Annotated in this window: 20 protein-coding genes; 15 read left to right on the forward strand and 5 right to left on the reverse strand. The window is 65.5% G+C overall.

All coding sequences use genetic code 11. The features are described 5' to 3' along the window. Positions 1–136 precede the first annotated feature (136 nt). From QP552_RS09300 to QP552_RS09325, 6 genes are read left to right on the forward strand one after another with little or no spacing between them, the layout of a single operon-like run. A complete protein-coding gene (locus QP552_RS09300; RefSeq protein ID WP_286075702.1) occupies positions 137–916 on the forward strand; it encodes a hypothetical protein in 780 nt (259 codons plus the stop codon). Positions 917–918: 2 nt separating this feature from the next. Continuing rightward, entirely contained in the window at positions 919–2013 is a 1095-nt protein-coding gene (locus QP552_RS09305) for a hypothetical protein (RefSeq protein ID WP_286075703.1), read from the forward strand. Then, entirely contained in the window at positions 2013–2756 is a 744-nt protein-coding gene (locus QP552_RS09310) for a hypothetical protein (RefSeq protein WP_286075704.1), read from the forward strand. Before QP552_RS09305 ends, QP552_RS09310 begins: the two co-directional genes overlap by 1 nt. A 7-nt stretch (positions 2757–2763) precedes the next feature. Then, entirely contained in the window at positions 2764–3549 is a 786-nt protein-coding gene (locus tag QP552_RS09315) for a hypothetical protein (protein ID WP_286075705.1), read from the forward strand. Then, entirely contained in the window at positions 3539–3886 is a 348-nt protein-coding gene (locus tag QP552_RS09320; RefSeq protein ID WP_286075706.1) for a tail fiber assembly protein, read from the forward strand. Before QP552_RS09315 ends, QP552_RS09320 begins: the two co-directional genes overlap by 11 nt. 38 nt (positions 3887–3924) lie before the next feature. Beyond that, entirely contained in the window at positions 3925–4227 is a 303-nt protein-coding gene (locus tag QP552_RS09325; protein WP_286075707.1) for a hypothetical protein, read from the forward strand. A 200-nt stretch (positions 4228–4427) separates the two neighbouring features. On the opposite strand, the gene QP552_RS09330 is transcribed toward QP552_RS09325, so the two are convergent. Together QP552_RS09330 and QP552_RS09335 are read right to left on the reverse strand one after the other, a co-directional pair. Beyond that, the gene (locus tag QP552_RS09330; protein WP_258394107.1) at positions 4428–5048 is read right to left on the reverse strand and encodes a tyrosine-type recombinase/integrase; all 621 of its coding nucleotides are present in this window, start codon (positions 5046–5048) and stop codon (positions 4428–4430) included. 42 nt (positions 5049–5090) lie between these two features. Then, complete coding sequence (locus QP552_RS09335; protein ID WP_258179505.1) at positions 5091–5285, reverse strand: hypothetical protein; 195 nt, start codon at positions 5283–5285, stop codon at positions 5091–5093. Between the two features lie 51 nt (positions 5286–5336). Here QP552_RS09335 and QP552_RS09340 point away from each other — a divergent pair, with 51 nt between their 5' ends. After that, complete coding sequence (locus tag QP552_RS09340; protein WP_286075708.1) at positions 5337–5546, forward strand: hypothetical protein; 210 nt, start codon at positions 5337–5339, stop codon at positions 5544–5546. Between the two features lie 70 nt (positions 5547–5616). Next, positions 5617–6327, forward strand: coding sequence for a hypothetical protein (locus tag QP552_RS09345; RefSeq protein ID WP_286075709.1), 711 nt, complete (start codon positions 5617–5619; stop codon positions 6325–6327). A gap of 94 nt (positions 6328–6421) precedes the next feature. On the opposite strand, the gene QP552_RS09350 is transcribed toward QP552_RS09345, so the two are convergent. After that, entirely contained in the window at positions 6422–6640 is a 219-nt protein-coding gene (locus QP552_RS09350; RefSeq protein ID WP_286075711.1) for a hypothetical protein, read from the reverse strand. A gap of 19 nt (positions 6641–6659) precedes the next feature. Between QP552_RS09350 and QP552_RS09355 the strand changes: the two genes are divergently transcribed. Continuing rightward, positions 6660–6947: a hypothetical protein gene (locus tag QP552_RS09355; protein WP_286075712.1), complete on the forward strand. Its 288-nt coding sequence runs from the start codon at positions 6660–6662 to the stop codon at positions 6945–6947. A gap of 1369 nt (positions 6948–8316) precedes the next feature. Then, positions 8317–8628, forward strand: coding sequence for a GFA family protein (locus QP552_RS09360; protein ID WP_286075713.1), 312 nt, complete (start codon positions 8317–8319; stop codon positions 8626–8628). Between the two features lie 128 nt (positions 8629–8756). Here QP552_RS09360 and QP552_RS09365 read toward each other — a convergent pair whose 3' ends face one another. Continuing rightward, entirely contained in the window at positions 8757–9647 is an 891-nt protein-coding gene (locus QP552_RS09365; protein WP_286075715.1) for a dihydrodipicolinate synthase family protein, read from the reverse strand. A gap of 163 nt (positions 9648–9810) precedes the next feature. On the opposite strand from QP552_RS09365, the gene QP552_RS09370 reads away from it, so the two are divergent. Together QP552_RS09370 and QP552_RS09375 are read left to right on the forward strand one after the other, a co-directional pair. Further along, complete coding sequence (locus QP552_RS09370) at positions 9811–10275, forward strand: GNAT family N-acetyltransferase (RefSeq protein WP_286075716.1); 465 nt, start codon at positions 9811–9813, stop codon at positions 10273–10275. A gap of 117 nt (positions 10276–10392) precedes the next feature. After that, a complete protein-coding gene (locus tag QP552_RS09375) occupies positions 10393–11286 on the forward strand; it encodes a helix-turn-helix domain-containing protein (protein ID WP_286075717.1) in 894 nt (297 codons plus the stop codon). Here the strand turns inward: QP552_RS09375 and QP552_RS09380 are convergent. Continuing rightward, positions 11234–12064, reverse strand: coding sequence for a universal stress protein (locus QP552_RS09380; protein WP_197632263.1), 831 nt, complete (start codon positions 12062–12064; stop codon positions 11234–11236). The genes QP552_RS09375 and QP552_RS09380 overlap by 53 nt on opposite strands. Before the next feature lie 170 nt (positions 12065–12234). On the opposite strand from QP552_RS09380, the gene QP552_RS09385 reads away from it, so the two are divergent. From QP552_RS09385 to QP552_RS09395, 3 genes are all read left to right on the forward strand, one after another. Further along, on the forward strand, positions 12235–12801 hold the full coding sequence (locus QP552_RS09385) for a transcriptional regulator (RefSeq protein ID WP_106549661.1): 567 nt from the start codon (positions 12235–12237) through the stop codon (positions 12799–12801). Positions 12802–13269: 468 nt separating this feature from the next. Further along, the gene (locus tag QP552_RS09390; RefSeq protein ID WP_286075718.1) at positions 13270–19344 is read left to right on the forward strand and encodes a CshA/CshB family fibrillar adhesin-related protein; all 6075 of its coding nucleotides are present in this window, start codon (positions 13270–13272) and stop codon (positions 19342–19344) included. Beyond that, the gene (locus QP552_RS09395) at positions 19341–23030 is read left to right on the forward strand and encodes a hypothetical protein (protein WP_286075719.1); all 3690 of its coding nucleotides are present in this window, start codon (positions 19341–19343) and stop codon (positions 23028–23030) included. The genes QP552_RS09390 and QP552_RS09395 overlap by 4 nt, the downstream gene beginning before the upstream one ends. The last annotated feature ends 63 nt before the right edge of the window (positions 23031–23093 follow it).

A 23093-nucleotide genomic window follows, 5' to 3' on the forward strand; every position in this document is an offset into this window, starting at 1 on the left:
CTTTCTGGGGCTGCCCTGATTGTGTGGGCAGCCTCCTAGCCAGCGGCTAACAACCTGAACACCCGAAGCCCCGCCTTGAGCGGGTTTTTTTATGCCCAAAGCCCGGCCACAGCGGGCTTTTTCTTTGGGAGAGCCCATGACCAGCCCGTTCTACAACCCCGCCCCCATCTTCCTGGACAACACTGGGAAGCCGGTGGCCGGAGGGTTCCTGTACTTCTCTGAGTCAGGGACCACAACGCCGAAGCTGACGTGGTCAGATGAAGCCCTGACGATCCCGAACCCGAATCCTGTCCCCCTCGACAGCGCGGGCCGAGCCAACAACAACATCTGGATCAAGGGCAGCTATTCGGTCCGGTTGACGGACAGCCTCGGCGCCATGATCTGGACCCGGAATGTCAGCGACGGCTCTACCGGCCAAGCCCAGTTCCCCCCGATGGAGTCTGGCAAGTTCCTGACCAATGACGGTTCGGCGTACCTGTGGGACGACGTGCGCCAAGTTCCGGACCCGACTGGCTCGGCCAACAAGATCCTCAGCACGGACGGCGCCAACCTGATCTGGATTGCCCAGCAGGCTATCCCGGCCTCCAATGCCTCCTCGGGGGCTGGGTTCCTGCGAATCGGGGACTACATGCTCCAGTGCGGCAAGTCCCAGTGCCCGGCGACCGGCACGCCTGCCACCTCGACCACTGTGACGATCCCTGTGGCCTATACGCAGACCCCGTTCGTGGTCGCCACAGTCGGCACCTTCCCGTTCTACACCCCGTCGTGGGGTGGTGCTGGCGTCATCATGGCCCGGCCGTCCAGCCTCAACTCCATTGAGGTCCAGATGCACGGCAACGCAGGCACGATCAACAGCGAAACCATCGTGGTGGCACCCATCGACTTCTGCTGGTTCGCGTTCGGCAAGGTGACCTAAGGATGCCGACTCCTGCGGAGCAGCCGCGCTTTTCGGAGCCGGTAGTCGACCAGCGAGGCTACGTCACCAGGGCATGGGCCGACTACTTCCTGCGCATGGCCAGTGCGCAGAGCAACGACGATCTGCGCCAGCTATATGAGGCATTGGCAGCCCGGGTAGCCGAGCTGGAAGACGGCCAGCTGGCCTCGTTCCAGATCCTTGGTCCTCAGTCCGTAATCGTGCAGGGCGTCCCCAGCAACGGCGTGGTGATCCTGTCCCTGCTGGGCGACAACCCGACACCGGGCAGCACCGCCTACTACGGAACCGGCCCGGATGGCATCAAGGGCTGGCACCCGGTGGCTGAAACCATCACGGTGGTGGCTGGCGACCTGGTGAAGACGGTCAGCCCGCAGGGTGTGATTACCCTCGGGCTGGCGAATGTGGACGATTCGGGCACTGGGACGCTGCTGGCGACTACATTCGACGCCAAGGGCCGGAAGACCGGCAGCAAGGACGCCACGATCACCGGCACCGCCCAGCAGATCAACGTGGCCAACGGCAATGCGGCAGCTGGATTGCCGACGTTGTCGCTGGCGCCGGAAGTGCTGGCCTCCCTGGGAAAGGCGGACAGCGCGGTTCAGTCCATCGTCCCCGGCGTCGGGATCACGGTGAACAACGCCGACCCACGCAACCCCATCGTCTCAGCGCCAGCGTCAGGCTTTGGGCCACCGCCTACGGATGACAGCCCCTACGTTGGGCTCAACGGCGCATGGGAGCGAACCAACTCTGCGGATTCTCGGTTCTGGCTGATCGAGTATCCACTGCTCACCGATCAGGCTGGTAACCAGTTGACCGACCAGGCTGGCAATTTCCTGATGGGCAACAGCCCCATCGTGCCGCCCGGCTGGCCGTCAACCACGACCGTCATCAACAACGTGAGCAGCGGCGCTCTGCAGTCCATGATGCTGGCTCAGGCCAACGCATTGGCATCTCCGGGCGACTTCCAGATGGTCGCAATCACCGACCTGACCGGCGGCCGCGAGCCTTGCTGGTACGACGCAACGGTAGCCAGCGGGACGAAATGGCGCCGCTTCTCTGACCGGAGCATCGCGAACTAATGGCCCTCGACCCGTCAATTTCTATCATTCGTGGCCTGCAGGCCTCTGTGGCGCTCAATGGCCTGACGGTCAGCGTCACGCCGGGCATGTGCTATGTCCCGGGGACGGGGCGCATCCTGAGCGACGGAACGGCTACGGTAACCTTGTCCAGCCCGACGCCGAACACGTTCTATCACCTCTACGGCTACGACGCTGGAGGCGGCGTGATGGCGCTGGAGGCCAGCACCACTGCACCAGACACGCCATACCTTGGCAGTGCGCGGTGCAAGACAGGCGACCCGACCCGGCGCTACCTGATCTCAGGCCGCACCAATGCCAGCGGCGTTCTGCGCCCCGGTCGGCATACGCGCCCTGGAGAGATGGGCAACCGCGTCATGCTCGATGCCGCCAGCGCTGCTGGTTCCGTACCGGTGATGCTGCTTTCGGGCCTTGTGGCAACGACGCCGCAGACCATCGACTTGTCGTCGGTGATCCCGGTGACGGCAACCCGGGCAATCATCCAGATCCTGAACCCAACCAATTTCAGCCTCTACGTGGCGCGCTCGGACGTGGGCGCTCCATCGGCCACCAATTTCCAGTGGGTCGCGCTTCCTGGGTCATCTCCGGCCTGTGATGTGACGCTGGACGCAAACCGTCAATTCACGGTCCTGCTTAGCGCGACCCTCCCTCTCATCGGCCCGATCTTGGGCATCCTCACGGGCTCGGTGTCGATCACCCTCGTGGGGTACGAATTCGACCGCTAGGAACGCCATGACCAACATCAAGTATGCCGACCCCAGCTACACCGATACCAATGCGACCGACGATGACCGGGTGATGCTCCGCACTGGAGCCGGTGGCGACGCTCGAGCCCCGCTCGTGCAGCCAAAGGGCTATATCGACGGCCTCAAGATGGTTTACGTATCGGCTACCCAGATCCAGATTACCACTGGGGCTGCCTATGTCCCTGGGCCCAAGCGCATTGCCGAGCTCACGGCAGCCATTACGCTTACACCCACCCTGGCGGCAAGCACGTGGTATCACCTGTACTTGACCGTGGCGGGAGCAACGGTTGGCGTTGAAGCGGTGACTACGGCCCCAGCGGCACCATATGCGGGGACCGCACGTGCGAAGACCGGCGACACCTCGCGTCGGTACATCGGTAGCTTTCGAACCAATGCAAGCAGCCAAGTGTATGACTTCGACCACAATTGGCAGAAAGGCGAAGTGATGTATCGGTTGCCGGGTACGTTGTTCCGCGTCCTGTCCAACGGATCCGCGACTACTGCGACAACAGTGGCATGTGCAACCGCAATCCCTGTGACGTCAAAGTCAGTCTATGGGCGCGTTCTTAACCTATCCACATCGGCAAACCTGATTGTCGGGCCTGGTGATGCTGCCATCACGACCAATGACTATTTCCTGGGAGTAAGCTTTGGCGGCCAGGCAGTGGTGGCCTTCCTGCCAACTGATTCGTCCCAACAGCTTCGCTATCTGATGAGCGCCGCTCAGTCTGGCGCCTACATTGACGCCTATGGGTTCGCTTATGAGCGCTGAATTCTATGCAGTGACGGACTCCAGCTTCCGGGCCGTGAGCGCAGGTGCGCCATTGAACCCAGGAGAATCCCTCGTCCAGCAGATCCCATCCTCCATCCTGGCCAAGATCAAAGCCAATGAGGTACTGGTTGAACGCAGCCAGAGGCTCAGAGATACGGACTGGACGCAGATGGCCGATGCCCCGCTGACTGCAGCCGAGAAGCTGGCACATCAGGTGTACCGCCAGGCGCTGCGCGATATTCCGAGCCTTCCAGGGTTCCCGAACATCACATGGCCGGTGCCTCCAGCCCTGAACGATGGCGCTGCCAGCGGCGCAGAGATTCCCGTGACGCCCTGATCGCAACCCCTGAGACGGGGAGGCGTATCCTCCCCGGCATGGAACTACCGTCCGACTTCAAGTGGCAGAAGGCTTCGACTTACGCACAGATCCCGGACATGATCTGCTTTGACTTCGTGTGCGTGGCCAGGATCCAGCAGAGGGTGGACGATCTGAGGTGGCAGGCGTTCCTAGACTTCCATCTGGACTACCGGCAGCACATCGTCCGCCCCTGCGAGAACCAGTGGACGGGCAGGGCCGGGATGGAGCAATGGGTGATCCGGCATCAGGACAGGCTGCGGCAGGAAGTCGCAGCTATCCTGGCGGCGAAGGAGGCGGGGAAGATCAGGCCCGCAGAGTGAGTTGGCACAGTTCGGTCACAGTATACGCGTAAGCAATTGAATCATAAGGCCATGCAATCCCCCTCCTAAGGGGAAGGTCGCCCGTTCGAATCGGGCCGGGGTCACCAGAATCAATAACTTAGGCGGTCTCAGTGGTGCGCATTTCCCACTGTTTTCCGCATATCCTCAGGATTTGGTCCCGGTGGTCCCAGCGGCGCAGATCAGTACTTGAGCTTTGCTACGGCTCCGTCGTCGCCCTCAGGCGTTAGGTGGGCGTAGAACTTCTCGGTCGTGGCGTAATCAGCGTGCCCGGCCAGAATCTGCGCCCGTCGCAATGGCACTCCGGCCATGACCATGTGGGCGCAGAAGGTGTGCCGCAGCCGGTGGAGGCTGCCACCGATTCCCGCACGTTTGGCATCCGAGGCGAACCAGTCGGACAGCGTGTCCCTGTGCACGGCCACCAGTGGATCGGGTAGGTGGCGAAGCGCCCAGCGCGCATACCGGTTCAGCGGCACCTCGCGCCACTTGCCCGACTTCGTGCGTCCCTGGCCATCTTCGTCTGGATCGCTTTCGACCCTGAGCATGCACCCGGTCACCGCATCCTTGCCCATTCCAACCACCTCACCGCGGCGCAGACCCGTGTGGGCCATGAACAGCCACAGGGGTGCCCGGGCAGGGTTTGCCCGGTACAGCTTGCGCATCGCGGCCCGGTCGTAGAACCGCACCGCCACGCTACGCACGCCTCGCGGAGCCCTGGTTTCCTCCAGCGGGTTGAAGTCCAGTTCCTTCCACTGCAACCCACGTCGGAACGCGGCCTGCAGCCTGCGCACTTCCTTCCCCACGGTCTCCGGTGAAACCTTGTCCTTGGTCAGGCGGTCCGTCTTTTAGGACTCCATTTCCATCGGGCGCAGCGTATCGATGGGGCGATGACCGAAGCGGGCAATGAACAGCCGAACCTCGCTCTTGGCCTTGCCGTGCGTGGTGGGATGCTCGGCCTTGTACCACTCCAGGTCCCGACCCAAGCGGGTGAAGGCCAGGCCGGTCGCCGCTGGTCCGGCTGAAACGGTGGAGGAATTCAAGGCGCGCGGCGGGCGGGTGCAGTACCTGACGGCAAGCTGGGGGCGGCGTGCATGAACACCGTGTTCCACGTGGGCCAGTTGGTCGTCGTGAAGGAGGATCCCGACGTGTTCCCGTTCTGTGGCGAGATCGCGCGTGTTTCCGTTCTCGATGTGCCTTGTATGGATGGGATCGGAATGGAGGTGGTCAGCAATCACCTGGGCCGGTTCAAGGGCACCTACGAGCAGTTTGAGCCGATTCCTGAAATCAAAGGGAGGCGCTGATGGACGGCATCGAGAAGCGGGCGCGATCGCGCGCTGCACGAGCAAGCCACCAAGGGGAAGGCGCATGGAAATGAGCAAGGCACGCGAACTGCTGGCAAGTCGCATGGGGCCGGCCACGCAGAGGTTCGACGCATGCGGCGGCGGCGGACGCCCCGAGCTGACGACGCAGGACATTGCCGCTGCCATGGCGTACGTGCAGGACGGTCTTGGCCGGGAGCTGATGGAGGCGCTGTGGTGGCCAGAGAGCGCTTCTCGGCGCCGCGAGCATCTGCGCAAAGCGGTAATCGGGCTGGTTGCCCCGGAGTTCATCCGGCAGATGCATGGCTTGGCTACCGCACGAACAGAGTTCGGCATCGCCAAGGCATGCATGGGGTGGGGTGGCAGCCAGGTGACGGAGGCGCAGCGGCGCGAACTACAGAGGACCGAGAACGCGCTGGATGAGGCGCGCTCTGCAGCCTGGCCGAACAACACCATGGAGCAGCTTGGGGTACTGGCCGGCGCAGTGATTGCGGAAATGGCCAGCTGCGGCTGCTGCAAGTCCTGCGAGGGCACGCGGGTTCAGGCCGCGCCGACGGGGAGTGGTGTCGTTGAATGCGAGGTATGCGGCGGCATGGGGTTGGAGCAGCTCAGCGGGCGCAAGCGCGGGGTGGCGATCGGCGCTTACGATGCGGCGTATCGACGGTTCTGGCGCCCGGTATACGAGTGGATGCTTGAACGCATGCGTAGTGCGGAGCATGTTGCTGCGGAGCAGTTTTCGAGGGCGCTGAATCGCGCCGCTTAGTGAGGACTTGCAGGGTCCGCAGATTGGCGGGCAAATTGACCACCATCCAGACGCAAGCCCCGGCCCAGCCGGGGCTTTTTCGTTGCAGAGGGCTTTAGCAGTTCTCCAGGGCGTCAAAGATCTCAGAACGAGCTTGCAGGGCGGATTTCTCAGAAGGATAGGCCTCCGACAACGTGACGCCGGCGACAATGATGTTGACCTGATAGCGACTGCTGCCAGCTTGCGGTCCGCAATCAACAACGTCGCTGATTGCACTGATGTGAGCAAGGCGGATGGTGTAAGCGGCGAAGTCGGTGAAATCGTCGGCGTTCATGCCCAATGGTCCGTTCTGAATGAGTGCCCATCGTGCGCCATGGGCAGCACAAGCGCAAAAAAAACTGCAGAGATTCCATGAATTCCACGCCTCTCTCAACAATGAGAAGGTGATGGACATTCGCCAGTCTGAGGCCGCCACCCTGTATGTATCCCCAGGCTCCTACTTCGTGAAGCTCGACACAGGCGGTGGCGCCTGTCCGAACATTTCAACTTCCCAGAACCTGACCATCAACGCGGGCGAAAGGCAGGTCTATCGAATCCTGCTCCCGTCCGACGGGAGCCTTCGCCTGACCCGCGAGCAGTAGCCAAGCGCTGCAGGTCATGCAACGCCATCTCCGACGAACGCGGTGTACCCCGTTTCGACCAGCACCATTGGTGGCGGCGTGCGTCCGGGCTGAGTACCTGGCCCAGGTGGAGGCTGGATTCACGCGCGACCGCAGGCCATGCAACTGCTGGCCGCCAAGCTGGGCCCGGTAAAAAGCAGGCAGAGTCGGATTGTCGCGCCCGTGAAAGTCGGAATCCTGTGGTAGTAAAGGCCCCAGCGGTGGCAAGACGCCGCCGACAGGGGGCAACATGAAAGCGATGATCGCTGTTCTGGTTGCGGCTGTGCTTTGCGTTGGCTGTTCAACCACGGGTGGTTCTACTGCGCCTTACAACGTCTCTTTCGTTGGCCATCCTTCCCGGGCCGACGTAGCACCACCTCCACCTCCGCCGCCCCCCGTTGGGGGGCAGACCCAGGCGCCTGATCCCAACGGGGTCAAGCCTCCGAGGAGGCATCCCCGCGACGGATGGCATGAGCCTGAAGGGGAGGTCGATGACGCCTCAGACGTTGAGGAGGCGTTGCCAGCGGTACTGGCGGAATGCAAGAAGCTCATCCTCGGGATGGAGAACAAATCCGTTGATCAGCGAAAGGCGTCCCTCTGGGTGTACGGGATCGGGCTGGTCGCGGGCACGGTCATCGCACCTGCACTCACGGCGGCGAACGCTGCCAAGCACGCCGGTGCGATAGCCGGACTAAGTGCATTGGGGGGCGCCTCTGGGATGGCGGGAAAGGCGCTGGAGGACTCTGGGTTTGGCGGATCCGCAGCAATTGCTGATCGTAGAGCCGTCGCTGACGTGATTCGTCTGAAGCTCCCGGTGATCACGGATCGCAGAGAGACGTCGCACGATCGACGGAAGGCGCTTACCGAAATGCAGGCTGCATGCTTTGCCTACGATCTAACCACTCCGAAGCCCATCCAGTCGTCAACAACTGGAAAATGAATGAAGAGGGGCCCGCTCTCCAGCGGGCCTTTCTTTTCTGCACCCCACCCAGTTCGCCGCCGTCGCCATCGCCCAGGTGAAGGAGGTCGGCGCCATCGTCGTGCGGTACGACCTGCCCGATACCTTGATGGCCCTGAAGGGAAAGGGCATCGGGAAGAAGCGCCCGAAGACCCCGAAGGCGATGGACGATACGTTGCGTCTGTGGGTGAGGCCGACTGGGTTTTCTGTTGGGGCAGCCGGCATGTATTTCAGAAAGGCCAGTAGAATCCGCGCCAGTCCCCTCTCTTCCGGGTCATCATGTCAATACGAGTAGCGTGCCTGTGCGGGAACGTCGCCATTGAGCTGGCTGGAGCGCCGGTCGCACGCGCCAACTGCCACTGTTCATCGTGCAGGGACTTCTACGGTGTCACCATGTTCTCGGCGACGGCTTGGGAGGCTTCGTCGGTTCAGATGGCCTCCTTCGATGCGAGAAGCTTCAGCCATCCCCAGAAGCAGCTGAAGAAGACCTTCTGTGCTACGTGCGGCGAGGTTGTATTCGGCACGAATCGTCTGGGCATGTGTGTTGTTCCCAACGCCATGCTCGCCCGAGCAAGCGATGGATGGCTGGACGTTGCCATGGCGCCCACAATGCATCTCTACTACCGGCAGCGCGTAGTTGAGGTTCGCGATGAGTTGCCGAAGTACCTTGATGGGTGGGACGGCCCTACCTACCTGCAGGGCTGAAGCTGCGGCTGTGGTGGTGATGGTGCAATGGCATTCTGATCGGTCTGCAATTTGGTGACTGCGGCGTTGTAGGCCTGCCGCCCTGTGGTGAGAGGCATGCAGGGCTGCTGCAACGCGGGCTGGCCCGGCTAGCGCAGCCCAAGCTGCTCAAGCACGTTCGCTACAACCGCCCGGTCATCACCCTCCAGGCCAAGCAGCGGCCGCGGCAGGTTGCCGTGCCCACTCAGCCCCATCAATGCCGCAGCGCACGCCATTACACGTATCCCACCGAACCGGTCATACAGCGCCCACAGTGGCGCCAGCCTCGCCGACAAGGCCTTCGCCGTGGCGATCTCGCCGCCGAGGGCCACGCGCGTGATCCGCAGCGCCACCTCGGGGAACAGCCCGCCGATCACCGAATACCAGCCATCGCAGCCGGCGGCCAGCCCACGCACTGCGGCCGCATCGCCGCTGATGCCCAGCGTGACGTGCTTCGGGATGAGGGCGCGCAACGTGGAAACCCGAGCTACCGCTTCCGCAGGGTCATCGGAGAGGCGAGGCATCTTGATCGAGGCGATGTTCGGCAGGGCAGCGATTCGCCCATGCAGTTCATCGCTGAACCGGAAGTGGGTGGCAACGGGGTTGTCGTAGACACAGATCGGGGTACGCACTGCATTGCACACCGATTCGAACAACGCGTAGACCTCGTGTTCCTTCAACGGATGGTAGGACACAGGTGCCAGCAACAGACCGGCGGCGCCCGCATCCTCGGCATCCTTGGCCAGTTCCACCACGTCGCGGGTACGCAGTGCGCCAATCCCGGCGATTACTGGAACGCCACCGGCGTTGGCCAGGGCCTGGCGCAGCACCCGCTTGCGTTCGGCCTTTTCCAGGTAGGCATAGCTGCCGGTGGAGCCAAGGATGCCCATCGAGTCCACTCCCGACGCCGCGAGGCGCTCGACCAGGCCGGCGAACGCGCGGGTGTCGAGGTCTTCGTTGTTGAAGGGCGTGAGCGGAAACGCGCTGAGACCTGTGAACATGAGGGGGCCTGGAGAGGTGAAGGGAGGGCTGCCGGGCGCAGGCAGGTGCATGGACGCATGGCATTGTTTATTGTCCTAGGACAAAACTCAAGGGCTGCCGCGCAGCGTGACGGCGCCGGCCGGGTCGCTCACAATCAGCAGACCAGACCACACTGGCATCCTCATGCCCGCTCAGTTGCAACCGGTTCAACCTCCGCATTACCCGTGTATCGCTGGCTGGCTCGATTCGGTTGCAGCGACGCAACGCTGGGCTGGCCCAGGCGTCGCGTTTCCTCTGCCGCCTGAAGCGTTCGCACAGACACTTGAACTGGCCAAGCGCCCGGGTTGGGTGCTGCTGGACGGGGAGGATGCGTGCATGGGGTTCGGCCAGTACTGGTTGACCGCGCCTGGCACCGCCCACCTGGGCCGCATCATTGTTTCGCCGCAGGCGCGTGGGCGCGGCCTGGGGCGGGTGCTGATGCAGTTGTTGGGTGCCGAGGCCCTGCGGTCGCCGGCGGTGCAGCGCCTGACCCTGCGTGTCTATCGTGACAACGTCGCGGCGGTGGCCCTCTACAGCGATCTCGGCTTCCAGCCGGTGGAAGACGCTTCAACGCCGGAGCTGCTGTTCATGCAGCGCAGCGGGGGCTGATCCAGCCCCAGCGTCGGCTACTGCGGGTGGGGGCGGTATCTTGAACATTTCGGTACTTTTCACAAGTCTGGCAACGGGCCCGATATGCTGGGCCCCGGAATCCAGCCGGATCAGCCCGTGGATCGCATTCCCCAGCTTCTGGAACAGGAAGAATCCATGCGCCTGGAGGTCAGCACGCTGGCTGAAGGCTTGGGTGTTCCACTGTCGTTCGGGCACGCGTACCTGGCGGTGCTGGTGTGCGTGTCCGGGCGTGCGCGTTTTGCACTGAACTTCCGCGAGGCGGCGGTGCAGCGGCACGACGTGCTGGTGCTGGCCGAGGATACGCTGGCGCTGCTGCGGCAGCGCTCGCGCGGTTTCCTGGCGGTGGTCTGCCTGATGCCGAAAGCGCTGGCGTCGGAGGTGGCCTATGTGCTGCCCGATGCATTGTTCAAGTTCCTGGACGAGCATCCCCATTGCGTGCCGTCACCGCTGGAGGTGCCGCTGCTGCAGGGTTGGCTTCAGCAGTTGATGGATGTCCAGCACAACGGTGGCCGCCACCGGCACGTGATGCTGCGCAACCTGCTGCAGACCTTTTTCCTGAAGTTTTCCACGCTGCTCCCGGCACACTACGAGGCCGCGCCGCAGGTCGGCCGGCGCGAGCGCCTGGCCTGGAACTTCTGGGAGCTGGTCGGCCAGCGCAGCATGCGCCAGCGCGACGTGCAGTCCTATGCCGAGGCGCTGTGCATCACCCCGTTCTATCTCTCGCAGTTGACCCGGGAATGCTTCGATGAAACGCCGAAGGCGTTGATCGACCGCCAGGTGGTGCTGGAGATCAAGGCACTGCTGAGCTACAGCGAACTGCCGATCGGACGCATCGCCGAACGCCTGTGCTTCGAGGATGCGTCCTACCTGTGCCGCTATTTCCGGCGGCATACCGGACAGTCACTGACCGGCTACCGCCGCGCCGGGCAGGGCGGCACTAGTGCGATACGAACAGCGGCGCCGGAACTTCGGCCAGCAGATCCTCGGTGACGCCGCCGAGCACGCGTTCGACCACGCGGCTGCGGCTGTAGGGCCCAAGCACCAGCAGATCGGCTTCGGCATCGAGTACATGCTGGCGGATAGTGGCGGCAACGCCGCCCTGGCTGGAGCTGATTGCCTGGATTTCGACCTCGACACCGTGCCGCGCCAGATGCTGGGCCATTTCGGCGCCGGGTGCAGCCTCAGCCTTGGGCGTGTCGACCATCAGCAGGTGCACGGCCTGCGCCCGGGCCAGCAGAGGCAGGGCATCTGCCACGGCACGGCGGGCCTGTTTGCTGGCATTCCAGGCCACCACGATACGCCGGCCGACCTGCTCGCCCTTCCAGTGCGGCGGCACCAGCAGCATCGGCACCCCGGTCTGGCGCAGTGTGCCCAGCGGATGCCAGCCGGAGGGAGCGCCGGGCGTATGCGGATAGCCGGCGACGATCAGGTCGCAGTACAGCGACTGCAGGGCCAGATCGGCGCCACCCAGATAGTCCGAGACGATGCGCAGTTCGGTGCTGATCTGCAGCGGTTCGGCGGCGTCGCGCAGGTTCTGCATCAACTGCGCGGTGCAGGCGGCGTCAGCGCGGGCTTCATGGTCGAGTGCGGCGGCGATGCCCGCACCACGCGCGAAACCGTTGGCGATGTCGGTGGGATGCTGGGCGGTCGATACCGCGACCAGATGCGCCTGCTGCGCCTGCGCCAGATGCGCGGCAATGTTCAGTACGCGGTCCCCGGTATCGCTGGCGTCGAACAGCACGGCGATGTCGCGTAGCGGATGCAGCATGGCGTTGTCTCCTTCGATGCCTGTGACGCGTTCCCTGCCGTGCACCGACCCGGGTGCACCGGACGCAGGCCTGTTGTAGCGCATTCGTGATTCGAGTGAATCAAATGTGATTCAGTTTATTAATTGATGATTCATGCTAGCGTGGCCGGACCCCGCATCCAGGCCCCTCCATGCGACCTGCCGCTGCCCGCACACGCCGCGACCTGCACCACGCCCTTGCTGCCACCCTGGTCAGCCATCCTCGCTGCACGCTCAGCGAACTGGCGCGCGGGGCAGGCATCAGTCGCGCGACCCTGTACCGGTTCGCGCCAACGCGGGAGGCGATTGACGAGGCCTTGTTCGCGGCGGGATTCGAACGCCTGGAAGCAGCGGCAAGCTCGTTCGATGGCAACGTGGATGCGCAGCAGGTGCTGGAGCAGGTCACGGCGGCGCTGCTGGCCGACTGGGAGTTGGTGACGCTGGTGTTCGCGCGGATGATGGAAGAGCAGCAGCGCCAGGGTGACCTGCATCTGCTGCCGGAGCGCTGGGCCCCGATCGGTGAACGTTTCGAGGCGTTTTTCCTGCGCGGCCAGCGAGTGGGTGAGTTCAACGTGGAGTTCACCGCGGTGTGGCTGGCCGACTTCTACTGGACCTGCTTCTACGGCATCACCTGGTCGCTTGCGCGCGGCCGCCTGGCTCCGGCAATGGCCGCATCCACGCTGTTGGCCTCGTTCCGGCATGGGGCGATGAAGGGCTGATCGTGGCGCCCATGGCGCATTTCGTGCCGACGCGAGTCATGCGGAAACCTGCGCCGAATTCGCGTGACGTCTTGCCGGAAAGGGCGTTCGCGCTGCCGGAATCGTGCACGGTGCCGCACTTCCGGATTGCTACAACTGTGGTCGTCGAATAACGCCGGAATCGGCAAAACTAAATGAGACGTTCATCACACTTTTGTTGCGGTGCGGTATCGTAGTCACTGAACTTCATACCTGACCAACGAGGTCCAGGGACGGTTGTAGTGGCCATCGAGCCGGCAGAACGTGCTTCGCGCGCGTTGCGTGGCTGATGAGTTCGTCCCAGGCGACCTACTGAACAGCGGCCTCTGCGGGCCGCCCGGGGAAATCACCATGTGGCAGTCGACGACGTCGCGCATTCGCGCGGGCGGTGGATGCGTTCATCCCAAGAAAAACACCCGATGCGTGCGGCCCGGCCGCTGGATCGCGCTTGTGCTGATCCTGCTGCTGTCGATGGTGGCGCCATCGCTGGCCTGGGCAGCCGCCTACGCCACCGGTGGCAGCAGCCCGTATCGCAATACGGTGTTGTGGTTGACCTGGGGGGGCGGTGCCAACGGTGTCGACAACGTCGTGCTCAATGATGGGGCGCTGTCGTCCATCGACATGCCGATTGCCGCGGGCATCAACCTGCGCGTCGATTGCCGCTTGAACACGGCCGAGACCGGCGTGCTGCGCAGCTATCGGCCAGGCAACTTCGGCGGTGACAGCCTTGACGATCTGTACAACATCGGCGGCACTGGCACCAGCAACCAGCTGATTGCCGGCATCGCACGTGCGGGCGGCACCTCCAGTTTCAACATCACCTGTACGTCGACCCTGGGGGGCGCGCCCTACCGCCTGCGCGGCGTGGTGATGGCCGACGCCGAATCGATCAACAACAGCGGCGAGTTCGTCGAAGCCAGCGCGCAGGGCACCTGGAACGTGGTGGAGGTTCGCAAGAACCTGGCCAATGCCACGCCCTATCTGGTGAACAAGTCGACCAGCGGCGTCAACCAGGTGATCCGCTTCGGCCCCGGCAACGACGACAACACGGCGGCCGTTACCTTCCTCAATTTCGACAATGCTGCACACGCGCCGGGCAACCTGGCGGTGAACATGGGCTTCTCGATGCGCGGCGGCGGCACCACCGCCATCGCCATCGGCCTGCTGGTGCCGTATGCCGACTTTGGTGACGCACCGCAGAGCTACGGCGATGCGATGCATGTGGTGGACGATCTGCAGTTCCGTTCCGATGGCATTCCGCAGGGCGCCAGCAACTTCAACATCAACACCGCCGGTTACACGCCGGGTGGCCTGGCACCACCGTTGACCGATTTCCTCGGCAGCCTGGGCCCGGATACCGAACAGAAGAGCAGCTACAGTGCGGACGCACTGGGTGATGACAACTTCCCGCAGGCGGGTAGCCGTGAGGAAGACGCGTGGCCGACCAGCTATCGGTTGACGGTGATGCAGGCCGGCACGCTGATCACCCAGGCGGTGGCCTGCGTGGGCAATGGCAGCGTCGCCGGCTGGATCGACTTCAACCGCAACGGCCAGTTCGATGCCAACGAACGCAGCACCACGGCGCTGTGCAGTGGTGGCCAGGCCAACCTGGGTTGGACCGTGCCGACGTCGGTCAGCGCGGGTACCAGTTACGTGCGCCTGCGCTATGCCACCAACGCCACACAGATACAGAGCCCGACCGGCGTGGCCGATGACGGCGAGGTGGAAGACCACCGCATCACCATCACCGCCCCGTCGTTGAAAGTGGTCAAGGGCAACAACGCCACCGGTGGCATCTGGAACTACGGGCAGGCCGGCACCCAGTACACGCTGACGGTGAGCAATACCAGCGATGTCCCCACCGGCAATCCACCGAATGTGCCGGCGGGCGCGATCATCGTGCGCGACCAGCTGCCGGCCGGGATCGTGCCGAACTGGACGGGTGCCCATGTGAGCGGCAGCTGGAGTTGTACGGCCAGTGGCCAGGACGTCACCTGCACCAGCAGCCAGGTGCTGGCCGCAGCCGGCAGTCCCGGCTCCAGCTCGGCGTTCACGCTGCCGGTGACGGTCACCGCGGCTGCGAGCGGCGTGCTGACCAACCATGCCAGCGTGGGCGGCGGCTACGATCCCTTCAACAACGGCAATCCGCCGGCACCCGGCAGCAGTTGCACCGACGTTGACCACTGCACGCGCAGCGATGTGACCGTGCCGGTGACGCGGGTGGGCTACGCCAAGCGTTCGAACACCACCGGCCCGGTCGCGGTAGGCGCGACCGTGAGCTACACGGTGGATGTCACCGTGGCCGACGGCAACACCCGCGATGTGCTGACCCTGACCGACACCCTGGGCACCGGCCTGGATTTCGCCAGCGTCAGCAGCCCCGGTGCATTTACCTGCAACGCGGCCAACCCGCTGGTGTGCACGCTGCCGGCAGGCACGGTGCCGGGCACCTACAGCCTGAGCTACACGGCCACGGTCAATGCGCAGGCCAGTGGCCAGGTGGTCAACACCGTGGTCGGAACGGGTACTGACACGCCCACCTGCAGCAGCAACTGCACCACCACCACGCCGGTGGCGGCGCCGCGCATCTCGGTATCCAAGGCCAGCGGCACCGCCGGTCCGGTTGCCATCGGCGACAGTGTTGCCTACACCGTGACGGTGCTGGTGGCCGACGCGCGCACCACGGCGGTGACCACGCTGACCGACACGCTGGGTACCGGCCTGGACTTCGGCAGCGTCACCAGCGCAGGCAGCTTCAGTTGCACGCCAGGCAATCCGCTGGTCTGCACGCTGCCGGCTGGCACCGTGCCGGGCAGCTATGCGTTCTCCTACACCGGCGTGGTCAACGCGCAGGCCAGCGGCCAGGTGCGCAACGCCGTCGTACCCAGCGGTACCGACAATCCTTCCTGCGTGGGTGCGTGTGATACCACCACACCGATGGCTGCCGCGCAGGTGGTCTATGCCAAGCAGGCCTCCACCGGCGGCCCGGTACGGGTGGGTGACCGCATCGACTACACCCTGACTGCAACCGTGACGCGCGCGCGCACCAGTGCCGTGGTCACCCTGACCGATACGCTGGGCAACGGCCTCGATTTCGCTGGCGTCAGCAGCGCAGGCATCTTCACCTGCAACGCCGCCAATCCGCTGGTGTGCACGCTGCCGGCCGGCACCGTGCCCGGCACCTACAGCCTCACCTATGGCGCCACCGTCAACGCGCAGGCCAGCGGCAGCGTGCGCAATGCCGTGCTTGGTAGCGGCACCGACAACCCGTCGTGCAGCGTGAACTGTGACACCACCACCCCGGTGGCGACACCGGGCGTGAGCTACGCCAAGTCGGTGAACAGCACCGGTCCGGTTTCAGTGGGCGATCGCCTGACCTACACCCTGACCACGGTAGTGACCAACTCGCGCACCACCGATGTGGTGACCCTGACCGATACGCTGGGCACCGGCCTCGACTTCGGCGCGGTGACCAGCGCGGGCGCCTACACCTGCAATGCCGCCAATCCGCTGGTGTGCACCTTGCCGGTGGGAACCACGCCGGGCAGCTACAGCCTGACCTACACGGCGGTGGTGAACGCGCAGGCCACCGCCCAGGTCACCAATGCCGTGCTCGGCAGCGGTGGCGACAACCCATCGTGTACCGCCAACTGCGGTACCAGCACGCCGGTGACCGGCAGTGCGATCGACTATCGCAAGACCTCGGCCGCGGCGGGCTCGGTGAAGGTGGGTGACAACATCGCCTACACACTGACCGCGGTGGTCAGCAACTCGCGCACCACGGCAGTGTTCACCCTGACCGACACGATGGGCCCCGGCCTGGACTTCGGTGCGGTGACCGCCAGCCAGGGCTTCAGCTGCAATGCCGCCAATCCGTTGGTGTGCACGCTGCCGGCTGGTACGGTGCCGGGCACCTACACGGTGGACTACACCGCGCGGGTGAACGCGCAGGCCAAGGGCAGCGTCAGCAACGCAGTGCTCGGCAGTGGTACCGGCATCAACACGTGCACCAGCAACTGTGGCACCACCACGCCCGTGCTGTCGGCGGTGGTGACCTACCGCAAGCAGTCGAGCACCGTTGCTCCGGTTGCCGTGGGCGATGCGGTGGACTACAGCGTGGAAGTGACGGTCGCCAACTCGCAGACCCTCGATACGCTGACCCTGACCGATACCCTGGGCACGGGCCTGGACCTGCAGTCGGTCACCCAGCCCGGGCCGTTCTCCTGCAGCGCCAGCAATCCCCTGGTCTGCACGCTGCCGGCCGGCACGGCGCCGGGCACCTATACGCTGGGCTACCGCGCGCTGGTCAATGCCCAGGCCAGTGGCAGCGTGCGCAATGCCGTACTCGGCACCGGCGGTGACACGCCCACCTGCAGCGGCGACTGCAGCACCGAGCACGCTTTGGCCGAACCGCGCGTGGTGCTGGAGAAGCAGTCCGGACCTGCCAGTGGCACCGAAGTGCGACCGGGCGACCGCCTGCGCTACACGCTGGTGGCCACGGTCGAGCGCGCTGCGCTGCGTCGTCCGCTGCAGCTGGTGGATACGCCCGATGCCGGCTTGAGCATCGAGGGCCTGCCGGCCGGATGCGTCCAGCAGGCGCCGGACATCGTCTGCACGGTGCCGACGGGTACCGCTATCGGTCGCCACGAATTCGTCTACGAGGCCGTGGTCAACCAGGAGGCCCGCACCGAAGTGCTGAACCGTCTGCGAGGCCAGTATCCGGACGGCTCGCCGCCGCCGGACTGCACGACCTGCGAGACGCGCCACAAGGTGGTGTCCGATTTCGCCCTGCGCATCACCAAGACCGCCAGCCCGCGCCGGGTGAAGGTGGGCGACCTGGTGCGCTACCAGCTGGTGGTCGAGAACGTGGGCGGCAGCCATTGGCGCGACGGCGTGGTGGTCGATACGCCGCCGCCGGGCTTCAGCTATGTCGACGGTTCGATGCGCGTGGCTGACGATGACGGTGCGTTCGCGCTGGCCAGCAGCCAGCCGCCGTTGCGCATCGGTGCGGTGGACATCGCGGTGGGTCGCAGCGCGACCATCACCTACCTGTTGCGGGTGGGCGCCGGCGTGCGCGCGGGCAACCACGTCAACCGGGCCGTTGCCACCGCCGACGATGGCACGCCGCTGTCGAACATCGCCACCGCCGAGGTGGCGATGGACGCCGATCCGCTGCTGGAAGACAGCCTGGTATTCGGCACGGTGTTTGATGATCGTGACGGCGACGGCTGGCAGGACAGTGCGGAGCTGAGCGGCGTTCGCGTGCAGGGTGGCTTCGCTGCTTCGGCCTATGTCCCGGGCTCGACCACGCTGGATCGCGGCGATGGCCCGCAACCGCTGGCCGATGCCAGTGCACCGCTGCTGCACGGTGTTCAAATTGGCGTGGTGCATGGCCGCGCGTCCACGTCCGACACCGCCGAGGCGCATCAGGTGGTGCTGCGCCAGCGCCTGCGCGAACTGTCCTTCAGCGATGACTTCGTGCTGGAAAGCGCGCAGGGCCACCGCCTGCGGATGGACGCGCAGGGCGCCACGCGCGTGGAACGCAGCGGTGAGGCCGGCAAGGGCTTGACTGCGGCCGAGCCGAGCGTGCGCCGCGAGATCGCCCGTGTCGCCGAGGGCTACGAAGTGGCCTACGTGATCGGCAACGAAGGCATCCAGGAGCAGGGCATCCCCGGCGTGCGCCTGGCCACGGTGGAAGGCCTGCTGGTGGAGACCGATCCGTTCGGGCGCTACCACTTGGCTGACGTGCACGGTGGTGACGCGCGCCTGGGCCGCAACTTCATCATCAAGCTGGACCCGGCCACGCTGCCGGCCGGTGCCGAACTGACCACCGAGAATCCGCTGCTGCGGCGGGTGACGCAGGGCGTACCGACCCGCTTCAGCTTCGGCGTGCGGCTGCCGCCGTCGCCGCAGGCTGCCGCTGAGCGCATGGAGATCGCGTTGGGTGAGGTGCTGTTCGCGCCGGGCAGCAGCGAGCTGCAGTCCAGCTATCGCCCGGTGCTGAAGAAGATGGCCGAGGTGGTGGACCGTTACCAGGGTGGCGACGTCGTGATCGCTGCCAATGGCGAGAGCCAGGCACTGGCCTTTGCCCGCGCCGCAGCGGTACGCGATGCACTGCAGGCCGAAGTGGCAGAGAGCGCACGCGCCGGCCTGACCGTGCAGCTGCGCACCGATGCGCGCGATCCCCACTCGCTGCTGGCCGGTGTGGATGCCGGTGGCGCGCTGCTGGGCAACGTGCTGTTCGACACCGACAAGGCCACCGTACGTGACGAGTTCAAGCCGCTGCTGGCCGCCATCGCCGCGCGCCTGGAAAAGCTGGGCGGTGGCCAGGTGAGCCTGGTCGGCCACACCGATGTGCGCGGCAGTCATGCCTACAACCAGGCACTGGGCCTGCGCCGTGCCAACGCCGTGTTCGAGGCGCTGCGCAGCCAGCTCAGCCCCGCCGTGCAGCAGCGCCTGCGCGTTCGCAACGAGGAGAGCGCCGCCACCCGTGCGGCTGCCCGCCAACAGGAGGCACGCCGATGAGCGCGCATCACTCTGCCGCCCGCCGTGCGGCCCGCCTGCCGCGCGCTGCGCTGTATCAGGCCCTGCTGCTCGGCCTGGCCGGCGCCGCCCAGGCCACGCCGCCCGCCGCCGAGCCGGCGCCGATCCGTTGTGACGGCACCCAGTGCAATGCCGACGGCGAACTGTTGTTCAGCCTGCGCTCGCGCAGCTACGACGAACCGGTGACCGAGGGCACCTCGACGCGTTCCAGTTCGCAGGCCCTGCAACCGGACCGCCGGGTCAGCCTGGCGATCGATGAGCCGGGCAAGGCCACGGTGCGCGGTGAGTTCATGATCCGCCTGCCGGAAGGCGGCGCGATCTGGGCCACCGAAGATCCGGCGATGGGCCAGCCGGAACTGTCGGTGTCCGCACCGGGCATGGTCGCCTTCGACGAAGGCCGCATCGTGCGGCCGGTCGAGTTCTACGTGCGTGGCAACTACACTGCCTTCATCCAGCGCCTGGAAGTCAGCGTCTATCGCGGCAGCGACACGGATCGCGTGGCAGCACTGGCGACGTTCGAACTGCCGGTGGCCGCGGTTGCCCAGGGCGTGTGGGATGGCACGTTGCCAGCCTCGGCGCCGCTGCGCCGGGGCGATCGCCTGGTCTACGTGCTGCGCGCCTTCGATGCCGAGGGCAATGTCGATGAAACCACCGCGCAATCGATGCAGCTGGTGACGCCGGCGGAATTCGAGCGCGGCAACCAGCAGTTGCGCGACGCGCTGGAAGACCGCCGCGGTACCTCGGTGGACGCCAACCAGGCAGCGTCGTTGTCACTGCTGCAGCAGGTGTTCGATGGCAATGGCCTGCGCCAGCAGAACATCCCGGTGTACGGATCGCGGGTGCGCCTGCGTGGCCGCGACCTGCCGCTGGGGGCGTCGCTGAAGATCAATGGCGACAGCTATCCGCTGGACCAGGATCGCAAGTTCGCCGCCGAGTACCTGATGCCGATCGGCCATCATGCGTTCGACGTGCGCGTGGAGCGACCGGATGCGCCGGCCATCGCGCGCACGCTGGAAGTCGATGTCAGCGGCCAGTATCTGTTCGGCGTCGGCCTGGCCGACATCACCGTGTACCAGAACAAGGCCAGTGGGGCAGGGCAGGATCTGGCGCGGGGCGAGCGCAATGATGACGTGCTCAGCGATGGCCGCCTGGCCTTCTACCTGAAGGCCAAGACCCGTGGCCGCTACCTGCTGACCGCGCAGGCCGATACCCAGAACCGTCCGCTGGACGAGCTGTTCACGGGGTTCACCAACGCCGATCCGCGTGACCTGTTCCGCAGCCTGGACCCGGACCTGTACTACCCGACCTATGGCGACGACTCGCTGACCCAGCGCGATGTCGACAGCATGGGCCGGTTCTACCTGCGCGTGGACTGGGACAAGAACCAGGCGCTGTGGGGCAACTACAACACCGGCCTGACCGGCACCGAGTACGGGCAGTACGTGCGTTCGCTGTACGGTGCGGCACTATCGTGGCGCTCGCGCGGTGCCAACGCCTGGGGCGATGCGCGCAGCGAGCTGCGCCTGTTCGGCTCACAGGCCGAGACCGCGCCGGGCCACAGCGAGTTCATCGGTACCGGCGGCAGCCTGTACTACCTGCGCCATGCCAGCATCCTCAGTGGCTCGGACCAGGTGGTGCTGGAAATCCGTGACCGCACCACCGGCCGTGTGGAGCAGCGTGTGCCGATGGTGCGTGGTGCCGACTACGAGATCGACGCCCTGCAGGGGCGCATCCTGCTGACCCGGCCGCTGGCCCAGGTCAGCCGTGAGAACCTGCGCCGGATCAGCCGCGACGTGCCGCTGGACGGCTATGAGCAGCGCCTGATCGTCGACTACGAATGGGTCCCGACCGGATTCGACAGCGATGACATCACCGCTGGCGTGCGTGGCAAGCACTGGTTCGGCGACCACGTTGCCGTGGGCGCCACCTACGTGGACGAGCAGCGCTCCGGCCAGGACTATTCGCTGAAGGGCGCGGACCTGACCCTGCAGGCCGGCCGTGGCACCTACCTGAAGGTCGAGCACAGCCGCAGCGAGGCGACCAGTGCGCCGGTGTTCTTCTCCGACAACGGCGGCCTCAGCTTCAGTCGCCTCAACCCGGAGGGGCCGCGCGAAGGCGAGGCGACCGCCGTGGAAGCGCGCATCAACCTGCGTGAGCTGGGCTGGACCCAGCGCGACTGGAGCGCTGGTGCCTGGTGGCGCCAGGTGGACGGCGGCTATTCGGTGGGCCGCTTCGACACCGGCCAGCGCGTGCGCGAGCAGGGCGCCGAGCTGCTGGGCTACGTGACCGACGACTTCAGCCTGTATGCGCGCTACAGCGAGGCCCGCCGTGGCAATGAGTCGTTGATCCAGTCGCAGGCCACCGCCGAATGGCGGATCGGCGAGAACGACCGCCTGTCGGCTGAACTGCGTCGCGTGCAGGAAGACCGCGGTGCGGGCGGCAACGTGGCCGGCGTGCTGGCTGCGGCGCGCTACACGCACCGCATCGGTACGTCGCTGGACGTGTACGGTGGCGGCCAGCTGACCGTCGACGACGACCATGGCCGCTATGCCGACAACGACGCGGTGGTGGCCGGTGGCACCTGGACCTTCGCCAATCTCTCCACCCTCGGTGCTGAAGTCTCGGACGGCGACCGTGGCACCGCCGCGCAGGTCAACGCCGAGTACCGGTTGACCCCGCAGCACAGCTTCTACGGTGCCTTCACCCAGTCCACCGACCGCAGCGAGTACGACCCGTTGTTCAGCCCGAACGCACAGGATGGCTGGACCCTGGGCCAGCGCTGGCGCCTGTCAGATCAGGTCAATGTGTTCAATGAAAGCCAGTTCCTGAAATCCGGGCAGGAGTCTGGCCTGGCACACACCTTCGGCATGGACTTCTATCCGGCAGTGGGGTGGAACGCGGGCTTCACGCTGAGCAACGGCAAGCTTGATGCCAGCAGTGGCCAGGTGGATCGCAAGGCGGTCAGCCTGTCCGGTGGCCGCACCGCGCCGGGCACCGAGTGGCAGAGCAAGCTGGAATGGCGTCGCGATACCGGTGCCGAGCGGCGCACGCAGTGGGTCAGCACCAATCGCCTCAGCCACCGCCTCAACGACAGCTGGCGCATCGCGGCGCGTTTCAACTATGCCGACACCGACGATGCGATCAATCCGGTGGCAGGCGCGCGCTTCATCGAAGGCAACCTGGGCTTCGCCTACCGGCCGTGGGACAACGACCGCTGGGCGTTGTTCGGTCGCTACAGCTACCTGTACGACCTGTCGACGATGGGCCAGGTGAACGGCGTGGACTACGATCAGCGCACGCAGATCCTGTCGCTGGAAGGCGTGTACCGCATCGACCAGCGCTGGGAGGTGGCGGCCAAGGCGGCGCGGCGCGAAGGCGAAGTGCGCTATGGACGCGGCACAGGCCCCTGGTTCGACTCGGCCACCAACTTCGCTGCGGGACAGCTGCGCTATGACCTGTATTACCAGTGGCACGGCCTGCTGGAGTACCGCGTTCTGGACGTCCGCGATGGCGGCAGCAGGCAGGGTTGGCTGGCCGGTGTCGACCGCGATATCGGCCGCAACTTCCGCGTGGGTGTGGGCTACAACTTCACCGACTTCAGCGATGACCTGACCAGGTTCGACTACACCCATCGCGGGTGGTACCTGAACCTGGTGGGGCGTTATTGAGGAGCGCGGCCGGGCATGGGCCCGGATCTACAGGAACGGATACGCCGGGCCATGCCCGGCGAC

Source organism: Stenotrophomonas sp. 59, from assembly GCF_030291095.1.
Classification (GTDB): Bacteria; Pseudomonadota; Gammaproteobacteria; order Xanthomonadales; family Xanthomonadaceae; genus Stenotrophomonas; species Stenotrophomonas maltophilia_Q.

Bases quoted from the DNA above. Each gene is read 5' to 3' on its own strand.
- QP552_RS09300 (WP_286075702.1), top strand. From the start codon at position 137: ATGACCAGCCCGTTCTACAACCCCGCCCCCATCTTCCTGGACAACACT.
- QP552_RS09305 (WP_286075703.1), top strand. From the start codon at position 919: ATGCCGACTCCTGCGGAGCAGCCGCGCTTTTCGGAGCCGGTAGTCGAC.
- QP552_RS09310 (WP_286075704.1), top strand. From the start codon at position 2,013: ATGGCCCTCGACCCGTCAATTTCTATCATTCGTGGCCTGCAGGCCTCT.
- QP552_RS09315 (WP_286075705.1), top strand. From the start codon at position 2,764: ATGACCAACATCAAGTATGCCGACCCCAGCTACACCGATACCAATGCG.
- QP552_RS09320 (WP_286075706.1), top strand. From the start codon at position 3,539: ATGAGCGCTGAATTCTATGCAGTGACGGACTCCAGCTTCCGGGCCGTG.
- QP552_RS09325 (WP_286075707.1), top strand. From the start codon at position 3,925: ATGGAACTACCGTCCGACTTCAAGTGGCAGAAGGCTTCGACTTACGCA.
- QP552_RS09340 (WP_286075708.1), top strand. From the start codon at position 5,337: ATGAACACCGTGTTCCACGTGGGCCAGTTGGTCGTCGTGAAGGAGGAT.
- QP552_RS09345 (WP_286075709.1), top strand. From the start codon at position 5,617: ATGAGCAAGGCACGCGAACTGCTGGCAAGTCGCATGGGGCCGGCCACG.
- QP552_RS09350 (WP_286075711.1), bottom strand. From the start codon at position 6,640: ATGAACGCCGACGATTTCACCGACTTCGCCGCTTACACCATCCGCCTT.
- QP552_RS09355 (WP_286075712.1), top strand. From the start codon at position 6,660: ATGAGTGCCCATCGTGCGCCATGGGCAGCACAAGCGCAAAAAAAACTG.
- QP552_RS09360 (WP_286075713.1), top strand. From the start codon at position 8,317: ATGTTCTCGGCGACGGCTTGGGAGGCTTCGTCGGTTCAGATGGCCTCC.
- QP552_RS09365 (WP_286075715.1), bottom strand. From the start codon at position 9,647: ATGTTCACAGGTCTCAGCGCGTTTCCGCTCACGCCCTTCAACAACGAA.
- QP552_RS09370 (WP_286075716.1), top strand. From the start codon at position 9,811: ATGCCCGCTCAGTTGCAACCGGTTCAACCTCCGCATTACCCGTGTATC.
- QP552_RS09380 (WP_197632263.1), bottom strand. From the start codon at position 12,064: ATGCTGCATCCGCTACGCGACATCGCCGTGCTGTTCGACGCCAGCGAT.
- QP552_RS09385 (WP_106549661.1), top strand. From the start codon at position 12,235: ATGCGACCTGCCGCTGCCCGCACACGCCGCGACCTGCACCACGCCCTT.
- QP552_RS09395 (WP_286075719.1), top strand. From the start codon at position 19,341: ATGAGCGCGCATCACTCTGCCGCCCGCCGTGCGGCCCGCCTGCCGCGC.